Raw genomic sequence first — 17,638 nt, 5'->3', positions numbered from 1 at the left:
GATAGGTTTGAACAATGTCAGAAGACCCTTTTTTCTTCTTGCCTGATAACTCTGAATGGAACGCATTGATCGGCAGACAAGGCGATCCGACTTCCTACGCAGAAGGTTATATCGAGGCTGCACTAGAACTTGCCAAACTAGTGATCGAAAAGGAGTTATACGCGCAACGCGATACACTTGTTATGCCGATGCTTTACAATGGAAGGCACTCTATCGAGAGAGCTGGCTCGGTTTGTCTGAACAGATCGGGGCGTTTTGCTAAGTGGATTTCCGCCTCGATTATGCCGCCGCCATCATCGGCGTCAGCGCGTTGAAGTAGGCCTGATCCGGCGTCTGCCGGTCAAGGGATGAATGTGGGCGTCGGCTATTGTAAAAGGTCAGATAGCGGCTGATGCCAGCGCGGGCCTCGGACACGGTCTTGTAAGCGTGGAGGTAGACTTCCTCGTATTTGATCGAACGCCAGAGCCGTTCGACGAATACGTTGTCCCGCCACGCACCCTTGCCGTCCATCGAGATGGCGATCTCAGCTTTCTTCAGCACCGCCGTAAAGTTGATGGAAGTGAACTGCGAACCTTGGTCGGTGTTGAATATTTCTGGCTTGCCATAGCGAGCCAGTGCCTCCTCGACTGCCTGGATGCAGAAGGCTGCCTCCATCGTGATCGACAGCCTCCACGACAGAACCCTCCGGCTGAACCAGTCCACAACGGCACAGAGATAGACAAAACCGCGAGCCATCGGAACGTAGGTTATGTCCATTGCCCACACCTGGTTGGGCCGGGTGACCGAAAGCTTGTGCAGGAGGTAGGGATAGATTTTGTGCCCTGGCGCTGGTTTCGAGGTGCTCGGGCGGCGATAGATCGCTTCGATGCCCATCTTCTTCATCAGCGTGGTGACGTGCAGCCGCCCAGTCTCCAGCCCTTCTCCATTCAAGAGCCCTTGCAACATTCGACTTCCGGCAAAGGGATAGTCGAGATGCAGTTCGTCGATCCGGCGCATCAGAGCCAGATCGCCATCGGATACTGGACGCGGCGAATAGTAGACACTGCTACGGCTGAAGCCGAGAAGCTTCGCCTGGCGCACGACGGATAGCTTATGCTCGCGGTCGATCATTTCTTTCCGCCCAGCAATCCCGCGGTAATCATCCCCAAAAACCACTGGATTGAAAATTGGACTTCTCCGGCCTTTGATACGCTTGGAGAACGAGATGAAGAAATCAAGATTTACGGAAAGCCAGATCCTGACGATTTTAAAGCAGGGTGAGAGCGGTGTGCCGGTTGCCGATCTTTGCCGGGAACACGGGATCAGCAACGCGACCTACTACAATTGGCGCTCGAAATACGGCGGCATGGATGCGTCGTTGATGGCGGACATGAAGGCCATGGCCGACGAGAACCGCCGTCTGAAGAAGATGTATGCCGAGATGGCGATGCAGAACGAGCTGCTGAAGGATGCTCTGGGAAAAAAGCCTTGAGGCCGTCTCGGCGCAAGGAGATGGCCATCAGTGCAGTCCGGCTGCGTGGCGTGAGCATCGCGCTTGCCTGCCGAACGTTCCAGATCAGCGAAAGCTGCTATCGTTATGAGCGCAAACTGGGCGATGAAAATGGCGAGATCGCGGACTGGCTGGTCCGTCTTACGACGGCGCATCGCACCTGGGGCTTCGGCTTGTGTTTCCTTTATCTGCGCAATGTCAAAGGCTTCGCATGGAACCACAAGCGGGTCCGGCGGATTTATCGTTCGCTTGAACTGAACCTGCGCATCAAGCCCAAGAAGCGTCTGGTTCGGGAAAAGCCGGAACCTTTGGCTGTGCCGGATGGCCCGAACATGACCTGGTCGATGGATTTCATGTCTGATCAGTTGGCAGACGGGCGCAGCTTCAGGACCTTGAACGTTCTGGACGACTTCAATCGGGAAGGTCTCGGCATTGAGGTCGACATTTCCATTCCGGCCCTTCGGGTTATCCGCACGTTGGAGCGGATCATCGAATGGCGCGGCCAGCCCTTGAACATCCGGGTGGACAATGGTCCGGAAAACGTCAGTGCCGCCCTGCAAATATGGGCCTCAAGGCGTGGGATCGGCTTGCAGTACATCCAGCCCGGCAAACCGCAACAGAACGCCTATGTCGAGCGCTACAACCGAACGGTACGCCATGAATGGCTCGGACAATACATATTCGAAACGATCGAGGAGGCTCAAGACCACGCCACACGCTGGCTATGGACATACAACAACGAGCGGCCCAACATGGCCATCGGCGGCATTACACCCGCAATGAAACTCAAAACAGCGGCCTGAAGTCCAGTTTTCGACCCGACGAAAAATGGGATGATTACCCAAGTAACGGCATTTTTTGCCGCGATTTTAGGCGCTTCTATTGAGGCAAATTCGAGCCGTTCACATTTTGGAGAGCTAGAGCGTTTCATGTTTAGACGGAAGCATATCCGGCGTTTGTGATATAGTTTGCACACTCGCCTGGCTGAATATCTGCGACGAGGGCGCCGACGTGTCGCCAAGTGTCTTCTATTGAACGTTTCTGAGCAGTTCGCATCCAATGCTTAATTTTGGCAAATGCTTGTTCGATTGGATTGAGATCCGGTGAGTAGGGTGGCAGGAACCAGATCCTGGCTCCGGCGGCCTTGATCAACTGACGCACGCTGGCTGACTTATGACTTCCCAGATTGTCCAGGATTACGATGTCGCCTGTTTTGAGCGTCGGGACGAGGATCTGTTCGACATAGGCGCGGAAGCATTGTCCATTGATCGGACCATCAAAGACACACGGTGCGGTCAGGCCATGCCAGCGCAGCGCGCCGAGAAAGGTCAGTGTGCGCCAGTGACCGTGCGGCGCAAAGCCACGAAGGCGTTTGCCCTTTGCCCCCCAACCACGCAGGGGAGCCATGTTGGTCTTGATCCAGGTTTCGTCGATGAAAACCAAACGTTCCGGGTCAAGACGCCCCTGAAAGGATCTCCAGCGCCGCCGCCTTCGCGCAACGTCATTGCGAGCTTGCTCAAGAGCAAACAGTGTTTTTTTTGAACCGGAGGCCCTCGCGCCGCAAGAACTGCCAGACCGCATTGTGCGAGACCTTAACCCCGCGAGCGGACAGCTCTTCTTTCAGACCATGCAGAGTAAGATGCGGTGTTTGATTGATCCGTTCGATGATGAAGTCACGATACGGCTCCAGAACCGGCTTCCGATAACCACCAATCTGTTTCGGTGCCACCGAGCCCGTCTCGCGATAGCGCTGAGACCACTTCACAACGGAAGACACCGAAACGCCAAAACGCGTGGCAACAGATCGGCAGCTTTCGCCACAAAGAACCGCCGCGACTACCCGCTTGCGAAGATCATTGGAAAGAGGTGCTGTCATGTGATGCTGGCCTCCAAATCCAGCATCAATCTTGAATCACAAATCAATGAAAATGGGAATCCCTTACGATTCTGAATAAACATGAACCGCTCTAACAGCGTATAAACGGTTTCAAGCACCGCAGCTACACAGAAATGGATATTGCCCAAAAACAGTGGCCTCAATAGGTTCACCAGCGAATAGCGCTTTATGAGACAAGAGAAGTGAACATCGTAAGCGCGCGACAGCGATTGACGGTCTAAGAGTTGCCACTACCTCAAACTAAACTTGGAGCGCTTTAATATCAAAACCACCCTCTGGTGTTGTTTGCCACCATCGCGAGACAGCGTAGGGCTCTCGCAGAGCGTTTGTCCCGCAATGCACCTCACCTGACACCTCGTGATAGGAATACCAGTCATCAATAAATGTTACGCGACGACTTGGGACGGCATCGCGAAACGCTTTTTCGAACGCACATATACCGTCAATTTTGGGTCCATACGGCTTAGGCACTATGCTGAGATCTTTGTGTACTAAGTGGTTCACCATATCTGGAAAGTAGGCCAAGGTCCGGTACAAGTCGCCATTTTCTCGTCTATCAACTTTAAAGACGACAGGAACATCGCGGAAATCATCGTCGTTCAGTCCAAGCTCTTGAATGAGGGTAGCCCTGACACCATCCATAATTGCTTGGTATTCGTCATTACCTCGCCAGAACTCAGTCTTGCGCACCAATTCTTCAACGGTGGTCTCAGCCGAGCCAATGATATCACCGAACCGATTTATTCGATTGAGACCTTCGAATAGTTTTACACTGCCGTGCCCCGCATCCAGTAAGTTTTTCAGAATTGACTTGCTCAGCTCAGGACTCGCTAGCAGGCACCGAAACCCTTTTGGTGCATTTGAATCCGACACAAAACAAACGATCTCGTCGACATGTCCCACAGCCAGCCAGTCAGTATACACCTCGAATGGAAATTGAACACGTTGAGCGTATAGGAACTGGCGTACTTCTGCCATCATTTGGTTAGTGTCCCGTCCAAGTTCGCCAGCTTTGCGTCCACCAACAATTATTCGACCCAGGGGATAGTTTATCCCGTTTACAGTGACAGGCGGCGAAACTTCAAGATTACCGAAGGAATCAAGGCTATTAGGAATCCCCCCTCCGACGACAAAATGCCCAAAGTCGGGTCCAAGCATGCGGGTTTCTGGATAATCATCGAGACCTCGGTCACGAGGACTGTCGAAAACGACGGGCAGCGAACCGCGATGGCTGCGCGAATATCCGATTTCTATTTCATCCTGAATCCATCGATCACCATTGTGATCGTCAAAGCCAATGATCTCGAGTTCCAGCCCCTCTGCTTCTACGGCCGTTTTCAAACCTTTCAAAAAGAGTTCGTTCGCCGTGATGCCGCCGTTATCCCTTTTGATCTGTGTCGTGTATATTTTTTTCGCAGGCTGCGTATTTGGCGTCATGACCCATGGGGCAACTCGCATCAATATTCTATCCATCCCTGAAATCTGGTAATGGTCTCCAGACGGAGTGAGGAGCAGCAAGTTGAATACCAACAGGCCTTCAAAGTAAGGTCCCGGAAAAGCATGCGCGGCAACGTAGAGCGTTTCACCTTCAAGGCTGACATAACCAATATTTGTGACGCTTTGCAAATTGTCACCCGGTCGGCGGCCGAGAACTTTTTCAAAGCCAGAACTCGTTTTTCGTAAAACTGAGATGTGGTGAGCGGCTTCAGGCGCGACTTCTAATGCCAGACGAAAATTTGTATTATTTGCAGCAACGCCGGATGGGCGCACAATAATTTGCTCTCTCTCTTCCAGCCGTGTTGGATCATCGTCATCTTGGTCATTGTCAACGAGGACGATCGCGCCGTGACCATTTGCTCCCCAGATCCAATTGGCTTTTCCAGGTTCATCCTCGCCAATCACTCCGTCGCGATCAGCATCACAGTCGAGCCGTACGAGCGGCACCGTCGTTGAAACATTGAAGTCTTTCGTGCCTTGGTCATCGGCAAACTCGAATTCGATTGATATATCTCCGTGAACACCGGGCGGGGCTTCAACGTAGATGTTGTTCGTATCAATTTCTTCTAAATCGACGAGCTCGCCCGCTTTCAGCGATCGCGAGTCCCGTGTCGCTATTTCAATTACGATAACCGATAAACCTCCACCATCTTTTAGCTTGATAGTCCCTTTTTCGAAGTCCAAGGCAAATGTCGTGTAAGCATCACGACGTGACTCGAGAATTAGGTTTTTATCCATCTTCCTCTCCTCGGGAATTATTATGCTAACGGTGATTGCTGAAGTGACTTAACAACATCGGATATTCGCGAGCAGTCTTCTCCGCGACACCCTGTAATTGGACAAATCAATGATGAGTAACAATTGCCCATGGGTACAAAGTCAGCAGCCCCACGAACCAGAATCGCTTCAACCTTATTTGTGAGCGCATTAAAAACGGGGGAGCCTGAGTTTCCACCATATGTGTCGAGATTGGCAACAAAATGCGACGCAATCGAATTATCCCGTATTTCTGCATTTCCGGCAATTTTTTTGGGCAACCCAGAAGGGTGTCCAATCACAAACAGTGGGGTATGTTCTTCCGGTGCGCCATCTTCGCGAAGGACGAGCGGGTCGCGATCAGCGACCGGCCTCTCCAACTCAACGAGCGCCCAATCTTCTCCGGCATTATTGATCTTACCGTCGAGAAAGCGCTTCACTGGATAAAGTTGATCTACATTGAACTTCGTGGGCGCAATGCCGTCTTGCCCGAGTTCAAATTCAAATATCAAGCAATGAAGTGCAGAATTGTCTTCGTTAAGGCAATGGTGTGCTGTAGCGGCAATGTTGGGTGTTACCAAGAACGCAGAGCCTGTTGCGCTACTAGGCTGGTCTCGAAAAGCCTCGCGGTCGCAAAGCGGCTTACCAATCGCGGCGTATCTCTGCGCTAAGGTTGCACCGCCAATATTGACCTGGTCCCCGCCCGTACTGAAAAGACGGGACCTCGGGATAATTGCCGCGACAGAGCGAGCAAGGTCTTTACGCTCTTCGAGAGTACAGTTTGTGACCTCGACGCGATCATCATCGCCATAAATCGACTTCTGACGCGCGCGTATTTCGTCAACAATGTCTTTTGACGAAACCTCTGAGATTGGATCTTGCTCTCTCGGATCATTTCCGTCACTCCTTGGGAAGGCATCGTCAATATCTTTCCGCGAAATCCCGCCAATTGAATCGGCCGGCGCAGGAGCACCCAAAATAATTTCGTGAGTCTCTGATGTTGTTCGATGACGTCGAAACTCTAAGATGTTACGGAGCTCTTCAATCGAATAATTTAGCATGATACCTTCTCCAGTTGCACTAAAACACAACTTTAAGTTATATGCAATCAAATCTTCGTGTAATTCGCGCTGCGATGAGCAAAACGCTTCAACACTGCGCTCTGCTTAGCTATAGGTCTGCATCCGATTTGTCACCGCTAATACTTGCTCGTCACCGCTGGAGACCTTTGGCCTTATGATTAACCTTTCGTCTTTGTAAGAGCGATGAAGTTTGTCGGGGTGGCTTACACCTCACCTACGCGCGACTACACAAAGTTAAATGAAACTTTTACGTGCAATTTTTCGCAAAAGGTATCAGTATTCCTATTGGATTTCTTACCTCGTCAGATTTGTCTTTTAATTGTCGCTTTCTTATGGGTGGAAAAGTAATGCATCGACTAGAAAAAGCTGTACACAAAACCACACCGGCCATCGATTGTGATGCAGACCCAATAGGTTCTTTGGTTTCGATGTTTGTGGATATTGTCCAAATGGGCCGGATCAATGCAGGCCAATGTCCGGCCCTTCGTCCGGTATTCCTGAAACCTCACGGCGTGGTTCAGGGAACCTTTCGGGTTCGACCGGACTTGCCGGAGAACTTGGCGGTGGGCTTGTTCAGTCACAAAGAGTACCCGCTGTGGATGCGATTTTCGTCAGACACCATACAGACAGCATCGGACTTTCAAACCACCGTGGGGGTCGGGCTGAAGCTGTTTGATACACCGACACCCAAAATCTTCGGTGCTCCGGATGATACGACATTCGATTTCATTTTTCAGAACATGGACGTGTTTTTCGTCGATACCGCCAAGGACATGTGCGAATTCACAAATGCAGGTGTCGTCGATGGTAACTATCAAAAGTATCTGGACGATCATCCCAAAACAGCCAAGATTCTTGATGAAATGAGAAAGTCCGTTGCCTCAGTTCTGGCATCGCCCTACTGGAGCATTCTGCCTTTCGCCCTAGGGCCAGGTAGGTACGTCAAATACAAACTCGAGCCTGAATTTCATCTCGACCCGCCATCGAAGCAACCGACAGACCCGACCTATCTAAGCGCCGACCTTCGAAAACGCTTAGCTGATGGCCCAGCTGGCTTCCGCTTCATGATCCAAGATCGCACGAATCCCGATTCAATGCCGTTGGATGCCGCGACTGTGGCATGGCCCGAAGACGAAAGCCCGTTTGTGCACGTCGCCGACATTGAATTGCACCAGCAGGATATCGATGACCGCGGACAGGCTGCCTATGGCGAAAATTTGTCCTGGAATATATGGCGTGTTACCGCCGAACATGCGCCGCAGGGCTCGATTGCCGATGCCCGCCGAGTTGTCTACGCAGCATCTGCCGAGACCCGTCGCAATGCCAATGGTGTTCCCGACGGCGAACCCGACCAGTCCCGACCAATCCCAGACCTGCCACCGTGCAAGGACACGACTATTGTTCGGGCTGCAATTCACCCTGCGATCGGGGTCGCGCGACTCGGAGACGCTCAAGATGCGTTTTTCGTAGGCCCTGAAATCATAAGCCCACCGAGGGAAGGTGCCGGCTTCTATCGCGACGGCGATAATCTGAAACGTCAAGCGGCGAAGTTCCGGATATATGGATTTAACGCCGCAGGAGAAGTAGTCCGGGAGTTGAATGTAAACAACGCAGCGATCACGTGGACCGTGGAACTCGCCAACCGGAAGGCACAGTGGTACCGGTTCATAACCGCGATGGACATTCCGGAAACCGCCGACTTGAAGGTGCTCCGTCGTAATGCGAGCGAGAGGTCGCAATCTGCGCGCGAGAAGCTCGCCATTACTCCCGGCCCGCGATCGATCTCTGGCATCTCTGTTTCAGGAGGAGCAGAGCACACTTTTGATACGGGAAGCTTTGCAGTCAGTGGGCACGAGGAAAACAAAATCTATCTGGGAGAACTCCAGACCACGGCTTTGGGACAACTGCTTGTTCTGGGTGGCCGGGGAGTTTCCAAATCTCTTGTAGGTGCGCCACCATACGATCCGAATGAGCCAGATACGTTCAACAATGCCGACACCTGGTACGACGATACGTCAGACGGGCCGGTAACGGCAGAGGTTTCGATCAACGGTCGGCCGGTACCTGTCGATGGAGCCTGGGTCGTTGTGGCACCGCCGAATTATGCGCCCGACGTGATTGGCTGGCGTACGATGTACGATCTTATGACAGACACGTTCGTCGCGAGCGGAGCGCTACCGGTACCCGCCACGACTTCCTTTACTAAGGATGTCCTGCCTCAATTGCAGCGATTGTCCAACCTGCAATGGGTGAACAAGGGCTTTGCAACAATGTTCGGTAGCGGCGGGCCCATGAACTTTGACGATCAATCCCTGTTGGCGCGCCTTTCCCGTGCACCGGGCGCCGAAGACCCTTGGCAGGAACTTCGACAGCAGATTATGAATGCGTTCCGGCCGACACAAACCACTGTTAACGAGCCGAGGGTCTGGCCTTGGATATATGGTGATGATTTTGGTGGAGACTTGGACGCCAAAAGCCCCCGCACGATGCTGGCGCTACCCTCGGTCCAAGCTCTACATCTCGGTCGTTGGGTCACGGGTGATTTTCTTGCCGATTGGGATCCAAATCACAAACCTCCTGAGTCCCTCGACCAGGTGCCTTTGGAGGATCGGCCTGCCATGCTCGATCAGGCCGCCTTGCATTTCTGCCTTGCGGATGCATTTCACCCGGGCTGCGAACTGACGTGGCCCATGCGGCATTCGTCGATGTACGCAGCACCGTTCCGCATTCGCCGTAAGGCAAATACGGAATATGAGGATTACGGGCCCAGTCTGTCTCCCGCCGTTGCGCTCTCGCCATCCGGTCCGCTGCATGGTCAACGGGCCGGCGACCTGACACGGTGGATGGGCGTGCCCTGGCAGGGGGACACCGCCTATTGCCGTTCGGGCTATGAACCTGGGTTCGACCCTTATCTGCCCACCTTCTGGCCTGCACGCGTGCCTAACCAAGTATTGACTGAACCCGACTATCAGATCGTCATAGATCCGTCCGTCCCACTAGAGGAGCGTATCGCAGCATACAACAGGCGTGCCAGCTGGTATCGTTTTATCGACGAGGCGCCGGATATCGTGAAACGCATGGAGCGGATGATTGCGATCTTCGGACAGCAAGGCATCGTTGAAGCACGAGACGGTGTCAAAGACGTTCCAGACTTTCCGGAAATCCTGTATGTCGAAACTGTGGCCCCGTCACTGCAGGCTTCGATGAAAGCCGCCGCAGCATTGGCCGTCAAAGCTGAGCGGGTAACAGCGCGAAGTCTCCAGTTGCAACGCTCTGGTTGGAACACTGAGGAACATTTGCAAGACGCGATCAATTTGCGTCGCCGCCGCCGGTGACCCACGAAGACGTTGCGGTAATTGGTGCGGGGCCTGCAGGCGCCATCGCCGCAACCAGTCTGGCGCGGCGCGGATTTGGAGTGCTCCTCATCGATCCTGGACCACGCCCAGGCCCGCGGATTGGTGAGACGTTGCCAGCATTTGCAGCGGAGATACTGGCGCGGCACCGATTACCCGGTCCATTGGACGCTTCACACCACCGTCCGATCGGCGGCACCGTATCAGCTTGGGGCGGACCAGTTGTGATCGAGGATGCATTGACGCGTCCTGGCGGACCGGATTGGCGGCTCGATCGCAGCGGCTTCGATGCAGCTTTGGTTGCTGCCGCCGAAAAAGCGGGGGCGATGCAACTTCGTTGCAAGGTCAGGCACCTAAAGCGGAACGACGACCACTGGTCAATGTACCTGGACGGCAAACGCTTCCGGACAGCTAAGCTGATCGTCGACGCGACGGGGCGAAGCGGCGTAGTCGCAAGATCATGCCGCGTGACCCGTCACTGGCAGACCCGCCAGATCGCCGTTTGGGCGATTGGAACACCGATAGAAGAGATGGAGGCCACCACCAAAACCTTGATCGAGTCCCAACGCAATGGTTGGTGGTATGGTGCCATCCTGCCTTCGGGTCGCCCTATTGCTGCCTACCATACCTCCGTCGAAAATGCTTTATCGCTCCGTCGAAGACCCAATCGCTGGCAGGCGATGCTTTTGCAAACAGGTGTTTTAGCGCGTCGATTGAATCCAGCGGCATTTACCGCCGCTCATCTTCAGTTCGCCGATGCATCAGCGAGTGTTTGCCCAAGGCCGGCGGGGCCAGGCTGGGTCGCATGCGGCGATGCAGCGATAGCCTTTGACCCTGTTGCAGCGCAAGGATTGCTGAACGCTGTGCGCACTGGATTAGCGGCCGCAGAGACTTTGACCGGCGGAGAAGCTGCTCGCGCCGCCTATTGTGCGGAAATTGCTAATGTGTGGTCGCAGTACTTGGCCAGATACAGCCATATGCAATCCCTCCTGCAAATGGATCTCCAAACAACCCCAACTGATCATTCATCTTGCCAAGGCACACTTTAGAAGAACCCAAAAATGCTAGGTGATAGCGCCATCAGAATTGCCGTCGCGACAAGTGCCGCACACACGTTGCTCACCGCAGCGTGGCGCTCGCGTTCAGCCACGAGCCCCCCCAGTGCGCTGCCAACCGAAAAACCGGCCAGGACGGTCGCGATGACCGCTGTCCATGTCACCAATGATGTACCGAAGAATGGTGCGAGGACGCGGCCGGCGGCGATCTCATAGGCGAGCCCCACTATAGACAAAACAAGGATCAGGCTGATCGTGGTCCAGAACCGCAAGATGGCCTCCTAAAAGTTGGTTTGGATGGTTCACTGCCCACCTCCAAGAAGTGTCGATCCAAACCTAGTGCTCCTGCAGCATCGGTTACTGAGATACCCGAAAGTTCAAAGATGCTCGTGGGATGTTGCCTTTGGTCTCGTTCGGTCCGAGCTTTGCTTGTAATGCGATCGCACAAAATCGAAACCCAAATCGATACAGAATGCGAAGATGAACTCTGTTTGCTTTTGAGCAATGCGGCCACCCTCCTTGTGACGGTGGTCAACACGTGGTGACCAGCTTGCAACGTTGACCGCTGCAGCTCCTTGATGCCTTTACAGACGCCGGTTACCGGAGTGTCTCTCCCGATTTGTGCAACTTAGTGTATATTGTCGAAAAGAAGCACTACTAGTGGAACATTGCATGCTGACGGATCTGTTGAAGACAGCCGTAAAAGTCGGATTGAACCGCCCCGGGTTTTCCGGAGGCTGTTTGGTTTAAGTTATGCTGCGACCGCCGGTTGATCCAGCGTGGCGTAGTATCGTTCCTCCGCTTCAGCCGGAGGGATGTTTCCTATGGGCTCCAGAAGACGCCGGTGATTGAACCAGTCGACCCATTCGAGTGTGGCAAACTCGACGGCTTCGCAGTTGCGCCACGGTCCACGTCGATGAATGACCTCGGCCTTGTAAAGACCGTTGATCGTTTCGGCGAGAGCATTGTCATATGAGTCGCCTACGCTCCCGACCGAGGGCTCAATGCCTGCTTCTGCCAGCCGCTCGGAATAGCGAATGGACACGTACTGGACACCCCTGTCCGAGTGATGCACGAGGCCACCGCCATGAACGGGACGTCGGTCATGAAGTGCTTGCTCCAGGGCATCAAGAACGAAGGTCGCATGCGCCGTCCTGCTGACACGCCAGCCGACGATACGCCGGGCAAATGCATCGATGACGAAAGCGACGTAGACGAAGCCCTGCCAGGTGGACACATATGTGAAATCCGAAACCCAGAGCCTGTTCGGTGCCGGAGCCCTGAACTGACGGTTCACGCGGTCGAGCGGACTGGGTGCCGACTTGTCCGGAAACGTCGTTTTGACCGGCTTGCCACGGATGATCCCTTGAAGCCCCATCGCCCTCATGAGCCGCGCCACGGTGCAACGGGCGACATCGAAGCCCTCCCGCTGCAATTGCCGCCAGACCTTGCGCACGCCATAGACCCGGAAGTTCTCTTCGAACACACGACGGATCTCGATCTTCAGAGCGATATCGCGGCGACCACGCGCCGACAGACGACCCGCATCGACCCGTTTGGCGATGGCATGGTAATAAGTCGACGGGGCAATCGGCAGCAGTTTGCAGATCGGCTCGACCCCGAGCACCGAACGGTGTTCATCAATGAAGGAAATCATCGCTTCAGTGGGCGGTCGAGCTCCGCCTGAGCAAAATAAGCAGACGCCTTACGCAGGATCTCATTGGCCTGGCGAAGCTCACGGTTTTCCCGCTCCAGAGCCTTCATCTTATCGGTCATCTCGCTCGGGATACCCGGCCTGGAGCCGTTGTTCACCTCGGCCTTCTTCACCCACTCGTTCAGCGTGTGCGCCGAGCAACCGATCTTCGCCGAAATCGAAACGATCGCCTGCCAGCGTGACCCGTGCTGGCTCTCATTATCCAGCACAAAGCGGACCGCTCGTTCACGTACTTCAGGGGAAAACTTGTTCGTCGTTTTGCTCATGGTGCTCCATCCTACTCAGGAGTTGGAGCCTCCGGCAAACCCGGGGCGGTTCACATCATCGATGAAGACCTATGGCAGGCAGTGCGCGACCGCCAGGGCAGGCTCAACGCAAACACAAAACCGTTCTGGGCCAAGCAGCGTCCCAAGAACCTCTTCTCAGGTCTGATCAAATGCGGCAGCTGTGGTGGCGGCTATTCCATGATTTCCCAAACGCACCTTGGATGTTCCAACGCCCGCAACAAAGGCACCTGCGACAACCGCAAGGGGTTCAAACGCGATACACTGGATCAAGACGTCCTGAAAGCGCTCCGCGCTCACCTGATGGACCCGGAGCTGTGTGAACTCTTCTGCAAAGAGTATACGGCGCACTTGAACGAACTGCGCCGGAACCACAATATCTCGCTTGAGGGACACAAACAGGAATTACAGCATACGAAGAAAAAACTCGATCAAATGGTCGACGCAATTTCTGAAGGCGCGCCTGTAGCGCCGATCAAAGACAAGATGCATGCACTCGAAGCAAGACGCATTGAACTGGAAGCCATGCTTCAGGACGTTGCAGAAGCGCCACCGCTGCTGCACCCGTCCATGGCAGAACGCTACCACACACAAGTCAAAAATCTTCTGGAAGCCCTCAATGTGGCAGACAGCCGCCCAGAGGCTGCAGAACTGATCAGATCACTCATCGAGAAGATCGTACTGACACCAGACGATCGCGAAGACCGTCTGGTTGTTGATCTTCACGGTGACCTTGCCGGGATCTTGGCGATCTCAGCAAGCCACCCGTCTCAGCTGAAGTTCAACGAGACGGAGATCCTCAAACACAAAAAGCTCCTGGAGCCGGTTAAGGCTTCAGGAGCATTTGAGACTGATGATCAGCAAGTTAAGTTGGTTGCGGGAGCAGGATTTGAACCTGCGACCTTCAGGTTATGAGCCTGACGAGCTACCGGACTGCTCCATCCCGCGTTAATTGGGTATTTTTGTTGAAGAGATTTTTTTGTCAAACTGCGTTTTGCAGGCCTGGCGGCGACCTACTCTCCCACACCTTAAGATGCAGTACCATTGGCGCTGGGGAGTTTCACGGCCGAGTTCGGGATGGGATCGGGTGGGGGCTCCCCGCTGGGGCCACCAGGCCGGCGAAGCGCAGTTTGCTTGGTAAAACTGGTCTGTTTGTTTGTGCTCACGGTTGAGCGGGCCTTTGGCCCTAACCTGCGCAGGCGCGGCCAATTGTGGCCGACGCGCGGTCGCGCTTTGCGAACCTATCGGTTCGGCTCTTTTCCCTTGCGGGTTTTGAGCGTGAAGCGCTGAGAACAAACTGGTCTTATCGATGATTTTGATGTGATTGGCTGTTTTCGGGCTGCTTACTGCCGGCGTTGCGAGGGAACGACTGTTCCGAGCGCAGCGAAGGCAAGGCCAAGCGGCCGCCGGCCGGTCAGGCCGCGTGGTTCCCAGGACAGGTCGTTAAGGACCGGTACGTCCGTGAGAACAAAACAAACAATCAGATTGAAGGGTCCGGATGGGCCAAACCGTAGGTTTGGCACGATGCGCACCCTTCAAGATGAGCATTGACTAATGAGAGGATCAAGCCGAACGAGCTATTAGTAAAGCTAAGCTCCATGCATTGCTGCACTTCCACACGCTTCCTATCGACGTGGTGGTCTTCCACGGCTCTTCAGGGAGAACTGGTTTTGAGGTGGGTTTCCCGCTTAGATGCTTTCAGCGGTTATCCCTTCCGTACATAGCTACCCTGCAATGCGGCTGGCGCCACAACAGGTCCACCAGAGGTACGTCCATCCCGGTCCTCTCGTACTAGGGACAGATCCTCTCAATTCTCCTACACCCACGGCAGATAGGGACCGAACTGTCTCGCGACGTTCTGAACCCAACTCACGTACCACTTTAATTGGCGAACAGCCAAACCCTTGGGACCTGCTCCAGCCCCAGGATGTGATGAGTCGACATCGAGGTGCCAAACAATGCCGTCGATATGGACTCTTGGGCATCATCAGCCTGTTATCCCCGGCGTACCTTTTATCCGTTGAGCGATGGCCCTTCCACGAGGGACCACCGGATCACTATGGCCGACTTTCGTCTCTGCTCGACTTGTCAGTCTCGCAGTCAGGCAGGCTTATGCCATTGCACTCAACGAGCGATTTCCGACCGCTCTGAGCCCACCTTCGCGCGCCTCCGTTACCATTTGGGAGGCGACCGCCCCAGTCAAACTACCCGCCACACACGGTCCCGGATATGGTTGTACCGCGGTTAGATATCCATGACGACAAGGGTGGTATTTCAAGGGTGACTCCACCTCAGCTGGCGCCAAGGCTTCAACGTCTACCACCTATCCTACACATGTCGTGACGAATACCAGTGTGAAGCTGTAGTAAAGGTGCACGGGGTCTTTCCGTCTGACCGCAGGAACCCCGCATCTTCACGGGGAATTCAATTTCACTGAGTCTATGCTGGAGACAGCGGGGAAGTCGTTACGCCATTCGTGCAGGTCGGAACTTACCCGACAAGGAATTTCGCTACCTTAGGACCGTTATAGTTACGGCCGCCGTTTACTGGGGCTTCAATTCGGTGCTTGCACACCTCCTCTTAACCTTCCAGCACCGGGCAGGCGTCAGACCCTATACGTCGTCTTGCGACTTCGCAGAGCCCTGTGTTTTTGATAAACAGTCGCCACCCCCTGGTCTGTGCCACCCCTCTCCGGTTGCCCAGAAAGAGGTCTCCCTTCTCGCGAACTTACGGGAGCATTTTGCCGAGTTCCTTCAGCATAGTTCTCTCAAGCGCCTTGGTATGCTCTACCAGTCCACCTGTGTCGGTTTCGGGTACGGTTTATACGTGGGAGCTATTTCCTGGAACACCTTCGCTGCACCCCCAATCCAATAAGGAGATACAACACACGGCATCCGTCACTACCCACAAGCTGCAGAATATTAACTGCATTCCCATCGACTACGCCTTTCGGCCTCGCCTTAGGGGCCGGCTAACCCTGCGCCGATTAGCGTTGCGCAGGAACCCTTGGACTTTCGGCGAGAGTGTCTCTCACACTCTTTATCGTTACTCATGTCAGCATTCGCACTTCTGATATCTCCAGGAGCCCTCGCGGGTCCCCCTTCGCAGACTTACAGAACGCTCCGCTACCGCGCATCCCGAAGGATGCACCCGCAGTTTCGGTGTATGGCTTGAGCCCCGGTACATTTTCGGCGCGGAACCCCTTGATTAGACCAGTGAGCTGTTACGCTTTCTTTAAATGATGGCTGCTTCTAAGCCAACATCCTGGTTGTTTTGGGAGTTCTACATCCTTTCCCACTTAGCCATAACTTAGGGACCTTAACTGGCGGTCAGGGTTGTTTCCCTCTCCACAATGGACGTTAGCACCCACTGTGTGTCTGCCGGATAGTACTTCTCGGTATTCGGAGTTTGGTTAGGATCAGTAAGGCGGTAAGCCCCCATAGCCCATCCAGTGCTCTACCCCCGAGAGTATTCATCCGACGCTCTACCTAAATAGATTTCGCGGAGAACCAGCTATTTCCGAGTTTGATTGGCCTTTCACCCCTAGCCACAGCTCATCCCCGACTTTTTCAACAGGCGTGGGTTCGGTCCTCCAGTGCGTGTTACCGCACCTTCAACCTGGCCATGGCTAGATCACTCGGTTTCGGGTCTAATCCAACGAACTAAAACGCCCTATTAAGACTCGCTTTCGCTGCGCCTACACCTACCGGCTTAAGCTTGCTCGTTAAATTAAGTCGCTGACCCATTATACAAAAGGTACGCTGTCAGGCTTGCGCCCTCCAACTGTTTGTAGGCATCCGGTTTCAGGAACTGTTTCACTCCCCTCGTCGGGGTACTTTTCACCTTTCCCTCACGGTACTTGTTCGCTATCGGTCGACAAGGAGTACTTAGGCTTGGAGGGTGGTCCCCCCACGTTCAGACAGGATTTCACGTGTCCCGCCCTACTCGAGGACTAAGATAATTTCTACCCGTACGGGGCTATCACCCGCTAAGGCCCGACTTTCCAGACGGTTCCGGTTCTTAAATCTTAGCCACTGGCCTGGTCCGCGTTCGCTCGCCACTACTAACGGAGTCTCGGTTGATGTCCTTTCCTCCGGGTACTTAGATGTTTCAGTTCCCCGGGTTTGCTCCCTTGCGGGTACTCCATACGGAGTGGGTTTCCCCATTCGGAAATCGCCGGATCAAAGCTTATTCGCAGCTCCCCGACGCTTATCGCAGCGTATCACGTCCTTCATCGCCTCTTGTCGCCAAGGCATCCACCGAATGCCCTTCTTTCACTTGATCACTCTCATTATCAATGCTCATCTTGAACAGTGCCCCATCGCGCCGAACCTGCGGTTCGGCCAATCCGGACAACTCCAAGACAATTCCTTTTGCCCGACCAACCGCCAACTGCTTGAGCGCGTTACCGCACACAAACCCGACAGAAGGCCAAACACAAAAAGATCATCTTTGCCTGCACCGCCGTATTCGAACCACCCGAGCGCCTAAACACTCAGATAATCCCAAAA

10 protein-coding genes, 1 tRNA gene, 2 rRNA genes, 2 pseudogenes and 1 other annotated feature are annotated in these 17,638 nt (G+C 54.2%); of the genes and pseudogenes, 6 read left to right on the top strand and 9 right to left on the bottom strand.

Translation table 11 applies throughout. The features are described from left to right. Positions 1 to 14 precede the first annotated feature (14 nt). Positions 15 to 314, top strand: a complete 300-nt coding sequence (locus AC0VX3_RS04950; RefSeq protein WP_475523783.1) for a hypothetical protein — start codon at positions 15 to 17, stop codon at positions 312 to 314. Here the strand turns inward: AC0VX3_RS04950 and AC0VX3_RS04945 are convergent. Beyond that, positions 280 to 1,131 (bottom strand): annotated as a pseudogene (locus AC0VX3_RS04945) (IS3 family transposase); the annotation flags it as partial. The gene AC0VX3_RS04950 and the pseudogene AC0VX3_RS04945 overlap by 35 nt on opposite strands. A gap of 73 nt (positions 1,132 to 1,204) precedes the next feature. On the opposite strand from AC0VX3_RS04945, the gene AC0VX3_RS04940 reads away from it, so the two are divergent. Beyond that, a protein-coding gene (locus AC0VX3_RS04940) for an IS3 family transposase (RefSeq protein WP_475523782.1) occupies positions 1,205 to 2,292 on the top strand; the annotation gives its coding sequence in 2 pieces (ribosomal slippage) (positions 1,205 to 1,466 and positions 1,466 to 2,292; 1,089 coding nt in all). A gap of 130 nt (positions 2,293 to 2,422) precedes the next feature. Here the strand turns inward: AC0VX3_RS04940 and AC0VX3_RS04935 are convergent. The 3 genes from AC0VX3_RS04935 to AC0VX3_RS04925 all read right to left on the bottom strand — a co-directional run bounded on the left by AC0VX3_RS04935 (position 2,423) and on the right by AC0VX3_RS04925 (position 6,700). Continuing rightward, a protein-coding gene (locus tag AC0VX3_RS04935; RefSeq protein WP_475523781.1) for an IS630 family transposase occupies positions 2,423 to 3,365 on the bottom strand; the annotation gives its coding sequence in 2 pieces (ribosomal slippage) (positions 2,423 to 3,028 and positions 3,030 to 3,365; 942 coding nt in all). 261 nt (positions 3,366 to 3,626) lie between these two features. Then, on the bottom strand, positions 3,627 to 5,621 hold the full coding sequence (locus tag AC0VX3_RS04930; RefSeq protein WP_475523780.1) for a protein-arginine deiminase family protein: 1,995 nt from the start codon (positions 5,619 to 5,621) through the stop codon (positions 3,627 to 3,629). Positions 5,622 to 5,641: 20 nt separating this feature from the next. Further along, entirely contained in the window at positions 5,642 to 6,700 is a 1,059-nt protein-coding gene (locus AC0VX3_RS04925) for a trypsin-like serine peptidase (RefSeq protein ID WP_475523779.1), read from the bottom strand. 272 nt (positions 6,701 to 6,972) lie between these two features. On the opposite strand from AC0VX3_RS04925, the gene AC0VX3_RS04920 reads away from it, so the two are divergent. From AC0VX3_RS04920 to AC0VX3_RS04910, 3 genes and pseudogenes are all read left to right on the top strand, one after another. Continuing rightward, a complete protein-coding gene (locus AC0VX3_RS04920; RefSeq protein WP_475523778.1) occupies positions 6,973 to 10,056 on the top strand; it encodes a LodA/GoxA family CTQ-dependent oxidase in 3,084 nt (1,027 codons plus the stop codon). Next, positions 10,053 to 10,130: pseudogene (locus AC0VX3_RS04915) on the top strand (FAD-dependent monooxygenase); the annotation flags it as partial. The gene AC0VX3_RS04920 and the pseudogene AC0VX3_RS04915, both read left to right, overlap by 4 nt. Before the next feature lie 168 nt (positions 10,131 to 10,298). Further along, positions 10,299 to 11,123, top strand: coding sequence for an NAD(P)/FAD-dependent oxidoreductase (locus AC0VX3_RS04910; protein ID WP_475525262.1), 825 nt, complete (start codon positions 10,299 to 10,301; stop codon positions 11,121 to 11,123). Here the strand turns inward: AC0VX3_RS04910 and AC0VX3_RS04905 are convergent. After that, entirely contained in the window at positions 11,120 to 11,401 is a 282-nt protein-coding gene (locus AC0VX3_RS04905; protein ID WP_475523777.1) for a fused MFS/spermidine synthase, read from the bottom strand. The genes AC0VX3_RS04910 and AC0VX3_RS04905 overlap by 4 nt on opposite strands. A 479-nt stretch (positions 11,402 to 11,880) precedes the next feature. Continuing rightward, positions 11,881 to 13,109, bottom strand: a protein-coding gene (locus tag AC0VX3_RS04900; protein ID WP_475521913.1) for an IS3 family transposase whose coding sequence is annotated in 2 segments (ribosomal slippage) — positions 11,881 to 12,821 and positions 12,821 to 13,109 — 1,230 coding nt in all. Because the reading frame shifts where the segments join, the coding sequence is not laid out codon by codon here. Next, positions 12,712 to 12,828 (bottom strand) — a sequence feature (AL1L pseudoknot). (Overlaps the previous gene by 117 nt.) Before the next feature lie 198 nt (positions 13,110 to 13,307). On the opposite strand from AC0VX3_RS04900, the gene AC0VX3_RS04895 reads away from it, so the two are divergent. Then, positions 13,308 to 14,042 carry a hypothetical protein gene (locus tag AC0VX3_RS04895; protein ID WP_475525135.1) on the top strand — a complete coding sequence of 245 codons (735 nt, stop codon included), beginning with the start codon at positions 13,308 to 13,310 and terminating at the stop codon, positions 14,040 to 14,042. Here AC0VX3_RS04895 and AC0VX3_RS04890 read toward each other — a convergent pair. From AC0VX3_RS04890 to AC0VX3_RS04880, 3 genes are all read right to left on the bottom strand, one after another. Further along, a tRNA-Met gene (locus AC0VX3_RS04890) sits at positions 13,999 to 14,075 on the bottom strand. The genes AC0VX3_RS04895 and AC0VX3_RS04890 overlap by 44 nt on opposite strands. A 52-nt stretch (positions 14,076 to 14,127) precedes the next feature. Further along, positions 14,128 to 14,242 (bottom strand): 5S ribosomal RNA (gene rrf, locus AC0VX3_RS04885). Positions 14,243 to 14,686: 444 nt separating this feature from the next. Next, positions 14,687 to 17,411: ribosomal RNA gene (locus AC0VX3_RS04880) — 23S ribosomal RNA — on the bottom strand. Between the last annotated feature and the right edge of the window lie 227 nt (positions 17,412 to 17,638).

This window comes from Roseibium sp. QJM3NY_11, from assembly GCF_056173175.1.
This window is presented reverse-complemented; position numbering and strand designations above follow the sequence as displayed.